At 50.2% G+C, this 14,065-nt stretch carries 12 protein-coding genes; 9 read left to right on the plus strand and 3 right to left on the minus strand.

The window, feature by feature from the left end; genetic code table 11:
* Complete coding sequence (gene recF / locus AC5SV9_RS10460) at positions 1-1,119, plus strand: DNA replication/repair protein RecF (RefSeq protein WP_475152258.1); 1,119 nt, start codon at positions 1-3, stop codon at positions 1,117-1,119.
* Positions 1,103-3,520, plus strand: coding sequence for a DNA topoisomerase (ATP-hydrolyzing) subunit B (gyrB, locus tag AC5SV9_RS10465; RefSeq protein ID WP_226766038.1), 2,418 nt, complete (start codon positions 1,103-1,105; stop codon positions 3,518-3,520). Before recF ends, gyrB begins: the two co-directional genes overlap by 17 nt.
* A gap of 60 nt (positions 3,521-3,580) precedes the next feature.
* On the opposite strand, the gene AC5SV9_RS10470 is transcribed toward gyrB, so the two are convergent.
* Positions 3,581-4,120, minus strand: coding sequence for a winged helix-turn-helix domain-containing protein (locus tag AC5SV9_RS10470; RefSeq protein ID WP_475152262.1), 540 nt, complete (start codon positions 4,118-4,120; stop codon positions 3,581-3,583).
* Positions 4,121-4,286: 166 nt separating this feature from the next.
* On the opposite strand from AC5SV9_RS10470, the gene AC5SV9_RS10475 reads away from it, so the two are divergent.
* The 6 genes from AC5SV9_RS10475 (at position 4,287) to glyS (ending at position 10,428) form a co-directional block, all read left to right on the plus strand.
* Entirely contained in the window at positions 4,287-5,045 is a 759-nt protein-coding gene (locus AC5SV9_RS10475; protein ID WP_475152264.1) for a flagellar basal body L-ring protein FlgH, read from the plus strand.
* Positions 5,033-5,491: an LPP20 family lipoprotein gene (locus tag AC5SV9_RS10480; protein WP_475152265.1), complete on the plus strand. Its 459-nt coding sequence runs from the start codon at positions 5,033-5,035 to the stop codon at positions 5,489-5,491. Before AC5SV9_RS10475 ends, AC5SV9_RS10480 begins: the two co-directional genes overlap by 13 nt.
* On the plus strand, positions 5,491-6,660 hold the full coding sequence (locus AC5SV9_RS10485; RefSeq protein WP_475152267.1) for a flagellar assembly protein T N-terminal domain-containing protein: 1,170 nt from the start codon (positions 5,491-5,493) through the stop codon (positions 6,658-6,660). Before AC5SV9_RS10480 ends, AC5SV9_RS10485 begins: the two co-directional genes overlap by 1 nt.
* Positions 6,650-7,279 (plus strand): hypothetical protein, encoded by a 630-nt coding sequence (locus tag AC5SV9_RS10490; RefSeq protein ID WP_475152270.1) that lies wholly within the window; start codon positions 6,650-6,652, stop codon positions 7,277-7,279. Before AC5SV9_RS10485 ends, AC5SV9_RS10490 begins: the two co-directional genes overlap by 11 nt.
* A 168-nt stretch (positions 7,280-7,447) precedes the next feature.
* Positions 7,448-8,371: a glycine--tRNA ligase subunit alpha gene (gene glyQ / locus AC5SV9_RS10495; RefSeq protein WP_134053482.1), complete on the plus strand. Its 924-nt coding sequence runs from the start codon at positions 7,448-7,450 to the stop codon at positions 8,369-8,371.
* A complete protein-coding gene (gene glyS / locus AC5SV9_RS10500) occupies positions 8,371-10,428 on the plus strand; it encodes a glycine--tRNA ligase subunit beta (RefSeq protein WP_475152272.1) in 2,058 nt (685 codons plus the stop codon). Before glyQ ends, glyS begins: the two co-directional genes overlap by 1 nt.
* Before the next feature lie 59 nt (positions 10,429-10,487).
* Here the strand turns inward: glyS and AC5SV9_RS10505 are convergent, their stop codons facing one another.
* Positions 10,488-12,608, minus strand: a complete 2,121-nt coding sequence (locus AC5SV9_RS10505; protein ID WP_475152273.1) for a carboxypeptidase regulatory-like domain-containing protein — start codon at positions 12,606-12,608, stop codon at positions 10,488-10,490.
* Between the two features lie 127 nt (positions 12,609-12,735).
* Here AC5SV9_RS10505 and AC5SV9_RS10510 point away from each other — a divergent pair, with 127 nt between their 5' ends.
* The gene (locus AC5SV9_RS10510) at positions 12,736-12,990 is read left to right on the plus strand and encodes a DUF6768 family protein (protein WP_475152275.1); all 255 of its coding nucleotides are present in this window, start codon (positions 12,736-12,738) and stop codon (positions 12,988-12,990) included.
* Positions 12,991-13,030: 40 nt separating this feature from the next.
* On the opposite strand, the gene AC5SV9_RS10515 is transcribed toward AC5SV9_RS10510, so the two are convergent.
* On the minus strand, positions 13,031-13,825 hold the full coding sequence (locus AC5SV9_RS10515) for a response regulator (protein WP_475152277.1): 795 nt from the start codon (positions 13,823-13,825) through the stop codon (positions 13,031-13,033).
* Between the last annotated feature and the right edge of the window lie 240 nt (positions 13,826-14,065).

Here is a 14,065-nt window from a genome sequence, read left to right on the forward strand (position 1 = left end):
ATGTCACTGCTGTCGTTGACTGCCCGTCAGTTTCGTAACCTGACGGCAGTGTCATTAAATGCTAATGCCCGGTTTAACTTAATTGTTGGCATGAACGGCAGCGGGAAAACCAGCCTGCTTGAAGCCATTTATTATTTGGCGCATGGGCGGTCGTTTCGCACCAGCAGGCCGCAACGGCTGGTGCAGCACGATAACGATGCCTTTATGCTGCATGCTAAGGTAGTGACAGCACAGCAAACGCATAGTTTGGGGCTGCAGCGTGGCAAGCAGGGCGAGTTGATGTTGCGGCTGAATGGCGCCAATGTGCACAGATTGGCAGAGTTCGCCAGTTTGCTGCCAGTGCAGCTGCTGACACCAGACAGCTTCAGGCTGTTTTTTGGCGGGCCGAAAGAGCGGCGGCAGTTTTTCGATATGGGATTGTTCCACGTGGAACCTGCTTTTTTTGATAGCTGGTTGCGCTTTAGCAAGGTGCTGAAACAGCGCAATGCCCTACTGAAAACCAGCCGACAGTATGATAGCCAGTTTCAGTTCTGGGATGAGCAGTTTGCACAGTTGGCATTTGAGTTACAGGGTTTTCGGCAAGCTTATATTGACCAACTGGAGGCAGCCTTCAGGGCGTTGACGCAGCACGACCCCATATTGCAGCAACTTGGTTTTCAGCTGCAGCGCGGCTGGCCGGAAAAGATAGCTGAACCAGCCGAGTTAATGCAATTGCTACAACAAAGTTTTGCGCAGGATTATCGGATGGGGTTTACCCAGTACGGGCCGCAAAAGGCTGATTTAAAATTAAGGTTGGATCAGGGGGCAGCAGAAGAAGTGTTATCCCGTGGCCAGCTAAAAGTGTTATTATTTGCGCTTAAAATTGCGCAGAACAATGTCATTCGTGACAGTGGGCAGAAACAGCCTTTGCTATTGATTGACGATTTGGCGTCGGAGTTAGACCAGCAGTCTACCCGGCAGATATTTAGCTACTTACGCGATATTAACTCACAGGTTTTTATTACTGCAATTAACGCTGAACAGGTTTCACCTTTTATTGATGCCGGGCAACTGGCAATGTTTCACGTGGAACAAGGGCAGCTAACAGCACGGACAGATGACGATGGCCGAACAACATAATTACGATTCCTCGAGCATAAAAGTATTAAAAGGACTGGATGCAGTTCGTAAAAGACCAGGTATGTACATTGGCGATACAGACGATGGCACTGGCTTGCACCATATGGTATTTGAAGTTGTAGATAACTCTATCGATGAAACGCTGGCAGGTCATTGTTCTGATATCTGGGTAACCATCCACAGCGACGGCTCAGTGTCAGTGCGTGATAACGGTCGTGGTATTCCAACCGACATGCACGAAGAAGGGGTGTCTGCTGCTGAAGTTATTATGACAGTACTGCACGCCGGCGGTAAATTCGATGATAACTCCTATAAAGTATCCGGCGGATTGCACGGTGTGGGTGTATCGGTAGTAAACGCCTTGTCAGATAAACTGGAACTGACCATTCGTCGTAAAGGCCAGGTGCATCAGCAAATTTACAGTCTGGGCGTGCCACAGGCACCACTGTCAGTAATAGGTGAAACCGAAGATAAAGGCACCTCGATTCGCTTCTGGCCAAGCCCGACTATTTTCAGCGACATCAATTTCCATTACGACATTCTGGCCAAACGTCTGCGCGAGCTGTCTTTTCTGAACTCTGGCGTCAGCATTATCCTGACCGACGAGCGTAACGATAAGAAAGACCATTTCAAATACGAAGGTGGTATTGAAGCTTTCGTGCAGTACTTAAACCGGACCAAGACCAGTGTACACCCTAAAGCATTTTACTTTACGGATGAGCGCGACGACGGCATCTCAGTAGAAGTGGCCATGCAGTGGAATGACAGTTATCAGGAAAATGTATTCTGCTTCACTAACAATATTCCACAGCGTGATGGCGGCACCCACTTAGCCGGTTTCCGCGGCGCGTTAACGCGGGTACTGAATACCTATATCGAGCAGGAAGGCTATGCCAAAAAGATGAAAGTGCAGGCCTCGGGCGACGATGCACGCGAAGGCTTAACCGCCGTTATCAGCGTAAAAGTGCCGGACCCGAAATTCAGCTCGCAAACCAAAGATAAGCTGGTGTCTTCAGAGGTACGTTCAGCGGTAGAGAGCGTTATGGCCGAGAAGCTAAATGAATACCTGCTGGAAAACCCGGGCGATGCCAAAATCATCGTCGGTAAAATTGTCGATGCAGCCCGTGCCCGTGATGCAGCGCGTAAAGCGCGTGAAATGACACGGCGAAAAGGTGCGCTGGATATTGCCGGTTTACCCGGTAAGCTGGCAGATTGTCAGGAAAAAGACCCGGCATTATCTGAACTGTATATCGTGGAGGGTGACTCTGCGGGTGGTTCTGCTAAACAGGGCCGTAACCGCAAGAATCAGGCGATACTGCCACTAAAAGGTAAGATCCTGAACGTCGAGAAAGCCCGTTTTGACAAAATGCTGTCCTCACAGGAAGTGGGTACGCTGATCACTGCGCTGGGTTGCGGCATCGGCCGTGAAGAATATAACCCGGATAAAACCCGTTATCACAGTATCATCCTGATGACGGATGCTGACGTCGACGGTTCGCATATTCGTACGCTGCTGTTAACGTTCTTCTACCGTCAGATGCCAGAGCTGATTGAACGCGGCTACATCTATATTGCTCAGCCACCACTTTACAAAGTGAAGAAGGGTAAGAACGAGCAATATATTAAAGATGAAGCCGCATTAACGGAATACCTGACCACGCTGGCTTTAGATGAAGCCTCGTTACATGTTAACGCCGATGCCCCGGGTATTGGTGGTGAAGCGCTGGAGAAGCTGGTACGCCAGTATCACAAGGTGTCTGCAACCATTGACCGTTTAACGCGTAAAATTCCATACAACCTGTTAAACGAGTTAATCTATGTGCCGGCGCTGGATGTTGCTCAGGCCAAAACTGCCGCTTACAGTGAACAGTGGGCTAAAACGTTGGTACAGCGGTTGGATGATAAAGAGGGTGATGGTTCCAGCTATCGTTATGAAATTCACGAAGACCGCGAACGTCAGTTATTCCTGCCGAAAGTGATTATCCGCCAGCACGGTATTGATAACGAATACCTGCTGCACCATGATTTTGTTACCTCACGTGATTATCTGAGCATAGCGGCGTTGGGTGATGAAATCCGTGAGCTGATCGAAGAGGGTGGTTATGTTCGCCGTGGCGAAAAAATCAAGCCGGTAGAAACCTTCCTTGAAGCATTAGAGTGGTTGATGAGCGAATCGAAGCGTGGCTTGTATATCCAGCGTTATAAAGGGTTGGGAGAGATGAACCCGGAACAGCTGTGGGAAACCACAATGGACCCGAATACCCGCCGTATGTTGCAGGTAACCATCGAAGATGCCATTGGTGCTGACCAGCTGTTCGCTACGCTGATGGGTGACCATGTAGAGCCCCGCCGCGCCTTTATTGAAGAAAACGCGCTGTACGTTGCCAACCTGGATGTGTAACGAGGTGGTCTCTGCAGGGCTACTCAAATAGCTATTAAAAAACGGGCCTATAGGCCCGTTTTATTTTTGCAGTGTGTGCGGCTCTGGTTCGGCATAGTAATAACCCACGCCGTATAAGGTATGAATAAAGCGTAAATCCGGATACAACTGCCGGTGCTTATTACGCAGCTTGCGAATATGGCAATCTATAGTGCGCTCGGAGATATCAGTAAAGTCGGCGTAAGCGTTATCTATCAGCTGGCTGCGGCTGAAGATATGCTTAGGGCGCTTTGACAGTGTCGCATGCAAGCGAAATTCCAGCCGGGTTAGCTTTACCGCTTGCTGAGGCGAGCACAGCGTAAAGTTATGCTCGTGCAACTGTAGCAATGGCGGTGGCGTCGTCACCTCGGTGTCGGCCGGCTTAGGCGAAAGCTGCTTAATATGCTGGCGCAAATCTCCCAATACCGTATTCAATTCACCGATCTGGGCACTCAGCCGATGGTACAGTTCGGCTGGAATGTCTGATTTCTGTACTTGCTGCTCTAGCAACGACACCAGCAAATAGGCCTTTTGCGACAGTTGCGCACCGGCATGACTATCGGTTTCATCAGTCGACATCATTGATAAACCTCCGGAAAACGTTACTATGACGCAAATAAAATCAAAGTGAAGTGCGTTTTACCTTTCTTAACGCTTTTCCTTAATTTCCTCCACAATTTTTCCATAATGCTGCTTTAACCTGATATTGGCTGACTATGGCTTAAACAATATTAAGGTAATAATAGCGATGCGCAAATACTTCTGTGGCCTGCTGGTAACAACAGCAGCGCTGTTAAGCGGTTGCTCGTCTTTTGGTGACCCCACTGCGCCTCCTGCGGGGCTGGAAGACAGGGTTAAGCCCGATGCCGGCCTGCCGCTGGCCCGCATGGAAACGCCAGACCCTGACGACCCATATTACGCCGCGCTGGAGCCGCAGCCAGAGGCTCTGCCTATGCAGAACACCGGCTCATTGTTTAATCCAAACCGTTTGCACAGCCTTTATATAGAGCGCTCACATTTTAAAGCCGGCGATATTGTATCGGTGCAGCTGTCTGAATCGACCAAAGCAACGAAGAAAGGCCAGACCCAACTTAAGAAAAGTTCGGAATACAACCTGGACCCGATACAAATTCCGGGTGGAAACCTGCAGATCGCTGGCAGAGACGTTAATCTTGGGCTTAGCCAGGATCAGCAGTTTCAGGGTGATGGCAGCGCCAGCCAGAGTAATGATTTTGAAGGTGAACTAACAGTTACCGTAATGCGGGTGCTGACTAACGACAACCTGCTGGTACGGGGTGACAAATGGATGTTGATTAACAACGGCCGCGAATTTATCCGCTTAACCGGTATTATCCGCGCCAAAGACATCGACAAAGATAACAAAATTAAGTCGACAAAAATTGCCAATGCCCGCATCGAATACTCGGGTACCGGCGCATTGGCCGACAGTCAGCGGCTTGGCTGGCTAACTGAAAAACTGAATAATCCGGAACTATGGCCGTTCTAAAGCGACAGGTGCTGATAGCGCTATTCAGTGTGCTACTGAGCAGCTGTGCCTTTGAGCGTACCATCCGTTATCAGCTGGAAGCACCGGAGGCGAGCGTAGTACTGCACGCCACCGGATACGCTGTCGTTGCGTCACAGCCCGGCGAACACTACGAAGACAAACTGCTGCTGGCAATGGCAGCGTCACGGCAGGAGGCATACCGTCGCCTGGCCGAGCAGCTTTATGGCCAGAAACTTCATGCCAGCAGTGGCACAGAACAATCAGTAGTGACCGAGGACAATATAAAAAGCCAGGTACAGGGCGTGATTAAAGGTGCAGAGCTGGTGGAAGAGTCGTTACAGGGCAAGCTCTATGTCACCAGGCTGCGGCTTGATACTGCTAATTTACTGACAATGCCGGTTGCCGATATTAAACCTGTCAGCAGCCGCACGAAATGGTGGTTCTGATGCGTAAATTGTGCGTTCTGTTGCTTTGTCTGTGCTGCAGCCAGCTGTCGGCGGAGTGGTTCAGCGCCAGCGGTACGGCTGTTATCTTTGATGACAATCGCCAACTGGCGCGACAGCAGGCCGCACGCCAGGCCTTGAGAGACATCCTGTTACAAGCTGATATATCACTGGCCGCGCTTAGTGTCATTAACACCGAGCCGTTGGGCGAGGAACTGTTTAGCTTAACGGCAGGCTTACCGGTACTGCAAATTGTCGTGCTGGAAGAAGATGAACGCGATAACAGGCTGTCTATTACACTGAAAGCAGACGTTTGGCCACAAGCCAGTTTATGCCCGGACCGCACCCTGAGCAAAGCTGTGCTGCTGACATCCTTTAATCTGGCTGAAGGCGCTACTCAGGTCGCACAGAGTAATACGGGGCTGGCGGCCGAAGTGAGCCGCCGCTTTGCTGCAACTTTGCAACGCGCCAACGCTGATTTTCTGCTAAAGCAGGGCGTCTCCTACAGTTTGCCTGGTGCTGATAAATTACAAAGCGCAGCGGCAGCGCAGCAATTGCAGAAAATAGCGCAGGCGGCACAGGCCCAGTTTATTGTCTCGGGCCAGCTGCGAAATCTGTCTTTTGGCGTGCTACCTGGCAATTTGCTTAATAAGAAAAGCTGGACCCGCCAGTTCGCGCTCGATATCAGTGTTACAGACGGCATTAGCGGCGCACTTATCCAGAATAACACTTACCAAACCCGGACCTTGTGGCCGGTACCGCTGACAACACCGATTGACAGTGGCAGCGATCAGTTATGGCGTTCTGACTATGGGCTTGAAGTGCAGCGGCTGCTACGCGATGCCGTAGATGATATAGCGCAAACGCTGGCCTGTACGCCGGTTAAGGCGCAGGTGGTACGCATCGTGCCGCAGGGTGTTGCAATCAGTGCCGGTAGCAGGCAGGGCGTTAAAAGTGGTGATATTTTCCGGCTATTTTATAGCGACAGTTTTACTGACAGTTGGGGTAATCAGTATCGTCAGTTGACGCAAGACAATATTGAGCTGGAGGTAACACAGGTGTATCCCGATCATGCGCTGACCCGGGCGCTGACACAATCTAACGTGTTGCCGTTACAGGTACGTGATCTGGTGCAAATTGCTGGTTTAAAGGAGAGAAAGTATGCAAATTAAAGACAGCAGCCTGACCGGCTTATCCGACTGGTTATTCGCCGGGCAGCAACAGAGCCCGGACAGTAATGACTTTATGCAGACATTATCATCCGCTCTGGGCACAGAACAGGACAAAACCTCCACTGCAGCTGAGCTGGTCACACTGTTAAGCGGCAACGAAGAGAGCAACGGCATAGCACTTAGCCGCTCTGATGCAATGTTCTCCGTGTTGACACAGAGTTTAATGCAGACTCTGGTGCAATCGGCGCTGCAAACTGAGAAAACCCCGGAGCAATTGGCGCAGGAGCAGCAACCAACCGCTTTTGCTGAAGGCACCACACCCGGTATGGCCGATGTTGTGGATATGATAAACCCATTACAGCACATTCCGCTGGTAAGCCAGTATTATCGCGAGTGGACCGGTGATGATATGGGCTATGTGTCCCAGGTGGCTGGCGGGGCGCTTTGGGGTGGTGGTGTCGGTGTGGCGACATCATTTTTAAACCTTGGGCTGACCAGTATAATGGGGAAAAGTCCGTCAGATTATATTCATCAGTTTCTAACTGCTGACGAAGCGGCTGCAACCGCTACTGCCGCAGTACCGAAAACGGTAGCGCCTGCCAAAGCTGTGACCAGCTGACCGGAGGCGGGCTGCAGGCTGGTGATAGCGTAATTGGCGCCAGCCTGTTCCAACAGCTGAAAATATCGCGCCTGCGGCGAACAAATTTGGTAAAACACCACTTAGCCCCTACAGATCAGCAGCACAACTCGGTATACTTTCCAGTCATTTTGTCAGTGAGTCTGTCGCATGCATAAGTACGATATAAAAACCTTCCAGGGCCTGATCTTAGCCCTGCAGGATTATTGGGCGCGCCAGGGCTGTGTCATAGTGCAGCCGCTGGATTTAGAAGTGGGCGCCGGCACCTTTCACCCTATGACGTTTTTGCGCTCACTGGGCCCGGAACCAACTAACGTGGCTTATGTGCAGCCATGCCGCCGGCCAACTGATGGCCGCTATGGCGAAAACCCAAACCGGCTACAGCACTACTATCAGTTTCAGGTTATTTTAAAGCCATCACCGGACAATATTCAGGAGCTGTATTTAGGTTCTCTGCGCGAATTGGGTATTGATACGCTGGTGCATGATATCCGTTTTGTTGAAGACAACTGGGAATCACCAACACTGGGTGCCTGGGGCCTGGGTTGGGAAGTGTGGTTAAACGGTATGGAAGTCACCCAGTTTACTTATTTCCAGCAGGTTGGTGGCTTAGAATGCCGCCCGGTTACCGGCGAAATTACCTACGGTTTAGAGCGTCTGGCGATGTATATTCAGGGCGTTGATTCGATTTATGATCTGGTCTGGACCGACGGCCCCTTAGGCCGTGTTACCTATGGTGATGTATTCCACCAAAACGAAGTAGAGCAAAGTACTTATAACTTTGAGCACGCCGATGTGCCGGCGCTGTTTGCTTACTTTGATCAGTGCGAAAAAGAAAGCCAATACTTAATCGAGCAAGGCTTAGCCTTACCAGCCTATGAAAAAGTGATGAAAGCTTCGCATGCTTTTAACCTGCTGGATGCGCGCCACGCTATCTCGGTCACCGAGCGTCAGCGTTATATTCTGCGCGTACGCACCCTGGCGAAAGCCTGCGCCGAGGCGTACTACGCCACCCGTGAAAAGCTGGGTTTCCCGCTGTGTAAGAACAATAATAGTGCGAAGCAGGAGGCATAATGGCAGCGCAAGATTTTTTTGTTGAAATTGGCACCGAAGAGCTGCCACCAAAAGCGCTGAAAACGCTGGCGACCGCCTTTGCTGATAACCTGTGCGCCGAGCTGGCCAAACTTGAGCTTAGCCACGTCGATGTTAAGTGGTATGCCGCGCCACGCCGCTTAGCTGTGCGCATTAATGCGTTATCAGCTCAGCAGGCCGACAAAGTAGTAGAAAAACGCGGTCCGGCTATTGCTTCTGCATTTGATGCCGACGGTAAGCCTACCAAAGCAGCCCAGGGCTGGGCAGCAGGGTGTGGCATTACGGTAGAGCAGGCGGAAAAGCTGGAAACCGATAAAGGTGCCTGGTTGCTGCACAAAGCCAAAGTAGTCGGTGCTGCTACCGTGTCGTTACTACCTGAAGTGGTACAGCAAGCGCTGGCCAAGCTGCCGGTAGCCAAGCCAATGCGCTGGGGTAACTCTACGGCGGAATTTATCCGTCCGGTTCATACCATTATTATGCTGTTTGGCCGCGACGTGGTGCCGGCGACAATTCTGGGTCGCAACAGTGGTAATCAAACGCATGGCCATCGTTTTCACGCGCCCGAAAAAGTCAGCATTACCCATGCAGATGACTACCTTGCGACGATGCGTAGCGCCTATGTCGTAGCCGATTTTGCCGAGCGTAAAGCCTTTATTGCAGCTGAAGTAGAAAAAACAGCTGCCAGCTTAAACGGCAAGGCACAAATGGATGACGCGCTACTGGAAGAAGTAACGTCATTGGTCGAGTGGCCGGTGGTACTGGTAGGCAGCTTTGAAGAAAGCTTCCTGCAAGTGCCGGCAGAGCCGCTAATCTCGACCATGAAAGATAACCAGAAGTATTTCCCGCTATTGGATAGCAGCGGCAAACTGCAGAATAAGTTTATCTTTGTCGCCAACATTGCCAGCAAAGATCCGCAGCAGATTATCAGCGGTAACGAGAAAGTGGTGCGGCCGCGTTTATCGGATGCGCAGTTCTTCTTTAATACCGACCTCAAGCAAAAGCTGGCTGACCGGCTGGATAGCTTAAAAACCGTGTTGTTTCAGCAGCAGCTGGGCACACTGGCCGAGAAGTCAGAGCGTATCGCTAAAGTTGCCGCTTTTGTTGCTGAAAAAATCGGTGCCGATGCCGCCTCGGCTGAGCGGGCTGGTTTGTTATCAAAAACCGATCTGATGACCAATATGGTTGGCGAATTCCCGGAAGTGCAGGGCATTATGGGTATGCATTATGCCCGCCTCGATGGCGAAAGCGAAGCGGTAGCACTGGCGCTGAACGAGCAGTATATGCCGCGTTTTGCCGGTGATGAGCTGCCAAGCCGGCTGGAAGGGGCCGCGGTTGCTATTGCCGACAAACTGGATACGCTGGTGGGTATTTTCGGTATCGGTCAGGCGCCAAAAGGTGACAAAGACCCGTTCGCGCTGCGCCGTGCTGCCATAGGCGCGCTGCGTATTATGGTCGACAAGCAACTACCGCTTGATCTGGTCGATGCAATCGCTTTTAGCCAGCAAACTTTCGGCAGCAAGCTCAGCAATGCCAAAGTGGCTGATGACGTACTGGAGTTTATGCTGGGCCGTTTCCGCGCCTGGTATGAAGCCGAAGGTTACGGAGTTGATGTCATACAGGCAGTACTTGCTCGCCGGCCAACCAACCCAAGCGATTTTGACCGCCGGGTTAAAGCGGTAGCAGAGTTCCGCAAACTGGACGCTGCAGAAGCGTTAGCCGCTGCTAACAAGCGGGTGGCAAATATTCTGGCCAAGGTTGAAGGCGATATTGCCAATAGCGTTAACACTGCTTTATTACAGGAAGAGGCCGAACAGGCACTGCATAGCGCTATTGTTGCCGAGCAGCAGTATCAGGCTGGCCAGCACAGCTATGCTGAAAGCCTGGCGCACTTAGCGGCTATGCGTGAAGTTATCGACAACTTCTTCGATAAAGTGATGGTAAATGCCGATGATGCTGCCGTGCGGGCTAACCGTCAGGCACTGTTAAAGCAACTGCGGGAGTTGTTCCTGCAGGTAGCTGATATTTCAGTGCTGCAGTAATTAATTCTGCCAAAAAAAACCGGCTTACTAAGCCGGTTTTTTACATTTAAGTTTGTATGTTACAAACTTACTTTTTGTTTTGCTGAGAACGACAAGCTACCGACAGCGTTGCCACTGATATCTTCACTGCCTCTTCTCATATAGGCGTCAACCGGTATGACTGTTATTGCACCTTCAGCCGTTACCTCAACATCAAATACAACCCAGCTATTATTAGTGTCACTGGTGCTTTCATCTGCGGTAGGGCTGAATATATAGGTTTCGCCCAGCACTCTGGCTTCTACACGGGTAGGTGATTGAAAGACTGTACCGCTGCCATTATAGTGATGCACAGCATAGCGGTAGCGGCCTGCAAGCGGAAACTGCGGTACCGTCAGTACTTCAGGGCCATAACTGGTGGTGTCATCGCGGTCCAGATACATCGTAACGTTATTTATGGTTTCTTCTTTATTGCTGAAGTAAATTCTGAACCGGTCATCCAGGCTGTTTTCGGTACGAGGGCCAAGAAAGTGCGTGTCTAAGTCTCGCGGATTATCTCCCCACGTCAGGGTTACAGTCATGGCGCCGCTGCTCACCGCCAGACAGTCATCCAGAGTTAAATCGGTAGTGCCAACGTTGATGATTTGCGTATTACTTTGACCATCAGTATCTCTTACAGACAGCAGCACCTGGCTGTTAGGGCGCACAGCTATCTGAAACTCGCCGTCAGCGTTGGTGTAGGTAACTGAGCGACCAATGTAGTCTGTGCCGTCTGCAATAATCCGCACGTTTGATAGTGCATCCGCGCCATTGTTATCAACTGCACAGCCCAAAATATTCACCGAGCTAAACAAAGCATCCGCGTTCCAGGTTGAAAAATGACCGACAGTGCCTAGGTAGTAAGGCCGGTTCTGCTCGTCGGTTTTCAGGGTGGCTTCACCTTCAATATCCCACACACCTGTTTGCTCGTTAAAGTGCAACAACGGAATGGTTGCTGGTGGCGTTGTTGCTCTTGCTGCAACTGGAATACGAATAGTGGCACTGACACCCTGTGCCAGCTGCAGTGCGCCGCCTTGGGCATCCGTAAAATGCGCATTAATGGCGCCAAATGATTCGATAGCCTGCTCGTTGCCAGTTGTGGGGTCAACAGCTAAATAATATCCGGGCATAATAGCAGGATCGGACGAAGCATCGATATTGGTCAGGGCGGCTGTAATAGTGCCGGCAGCGGATTGGCCGCTTGCGTTAACAAACGCCGCCGCAGGTAAAGAAACCTGCATAGCGGAGTTGGTATCAGAAAGCGTAGCGGCAGAGGCGGCTTCGAAGGTGATGATAACATCGGCTGCAACTAGCGCTATACTGGTGTTTGTTTCAGGGTTGTCTTCGCTGGTAAGTGCGATATCAGAGCGGGTTGCATAACCTGGTGCCGAGGTTTCAACAACAATACGCTCCTGGTAACCTAATGCATCAATTGTGAACCGGCCTTCATTATCGGATGTAGCAGTTTGCAATAATGACGGGGTGCCATTCTGGTCAGCTATAAATACATAAATGGTCGCCATGTTAATGGCTGAGCCAGAGCCGTACGAAGTTACGCGGCCATTAAGTTTCCCAAAGGTTGAACAGCTCAGAGCCAGGTTATCAATATCCTGTGTTGCCGTTATTTGGGTAGGGCTAACTTCGCATGTGTGGCCTGTTGCGCTTTTAACACTAAAAGCAAGTTCAGTACCTTGTAGCACTTTATTGGCAAATTCAAAGCTACCGTTATCATTAATAATAACGTCATTTAGTGCCCCGCCGTTCGCTTGATACTGCAATGTAACAGACCTGACAAGGCCTGTAGCTGTGCCACTTACGGTATATTCAGCTACGTTTTCACACGCTATCGCAACATCAGCAATGTGCGCATTGCCAAAAGTAAAAGAACTTGGGCCGGTTAAAGCGCAAACCTGATTCTGTGGTTGTTGACGCACTGTAATGCTTACCTGATCGCCAGGTTTAAAGTCGTCACCAAAAAAGACAATACCGTCTTGATTGATATTAAAGGTATTGCTATTCATACCAATAACCAGCACACCATTTAAGCCGCTAACTTTACCTTGTAAAGTATAAGATGGTGACTCGTCGTCTCCCGAGCCTCCACATCCGTTCAGTAACAATAGGGCGCCGGTAACAAGTGCTAATTTATTCACAATTGTCATTAATAATCTCCGTATATAGACAACAAAATCAACGCATTAAAAAGCGGTTACCTTTTAACTTTTTTAGTGCAGAAACTCAACAATAAAGTTGCCTTATATTGAAATGTTTACCTGTAATGTGGTCTGAATGACTGCCGAACTGACAAAGCCGGCCTTGGCACAATTATGGCAGTCGCTTATGTCATGGCTTTGCTGCTTGCCGCGGCTACTTTTTACTGTGGTTATCAGTTTTTTTACCGTAGCGCCAGAGCAGCAACTGTTCTGGGGTATTTTGCTGCTACTGGCATTTCAGGCGCAGGTTGGTACTAAGCTGTGGATCTGGCTGGAGACAAACCGCAGCAGTCAGCTACGCGAGCTAAAACGGCTGGAACTGGCACTGTAGCAACTTAAACACAGCGGCTAACATTGTTAGCCGACAACGATTATTGCTCCAGCAGGCGGTATAGCAGTTGTTTAACCGCTTCAGGCTCAAAAGGCTTATCGCACAATGCATTAACACCGCTTTGGGCGATATTCGCCAGATGGGTATCGTTGGCTTCGCTGGTAACCATCAGTACCGGAATGTGCGACAAAGTGCTATGCTCGCGGATATATTCAGTCAGCTCCTGACCGTTAACTTCCGGCATATTGTAATCGGTAACGACGAGATCAAACATTTGCTGCTGTAAAATGCTGATTGCCTGTTGGCCATCTTCGGCTTCAATAATATGCTGCATACCCAGGTTACCCAGCACACGCTTAATGTGGTTGCGTGCCAGCCTGCTGTCATCCACCACCAATACCCGTACATCGTGCACATCAAACAGCGTTAGCTCAAGCTCGGCCGGACTTAATAGGTCCACAGCAGCATTTAACGCCTTACCCAGCTGCATCGCATCAAAGGGTTTAGGGAGTATTGCCACCACACCAGATTGTTTAAAGGCTTCCAGCTGGGCCTTACGACTTTCGCTGGATACCAGCATAAACGGAATGTCAGCGGTGGCAGTATCGGCTTTTAACTGCTTAAGGAGTTGCTCGCCGGTGCCATCAGCAAAGTGCAGGGCACAGGCAATCGCATCGGGTTTATGCTGTGCAATATGCTGCATCGCCTGCTGCATGCTGGCTGCTTCTACCACTTGGTTAACGTTTTCTTCCGCTAGTTTCTTGCGAATGATTTTGCGCTGCACATCAGACGGCTCAACCAGCAATATATGTAAATCAGCAGGGGACAGTTGCATAACGGCTCCGCAACGTAAGTAAAAACCGTATTCTGCCATAAGCTGAGTGACAGCGGCACAGCATTTGAGCCATCAGACAGATTTTTCCTGTGCAGACTAGCTGTCTTAATGCTGGCTTAAGAAGAGGGTTAAACCAGGTTCGGCGCTGTAATCCGTTAATAATATCTGCATTCGGTAAGTATCGATGATGTAAAGAAGTCTTACATTTAATCGCTTAATATTTATCAGTATTTCTGCCAG

It is taken from the genome of Rheinheimera sp. ATLC3 (assembly GCF_059429535.1).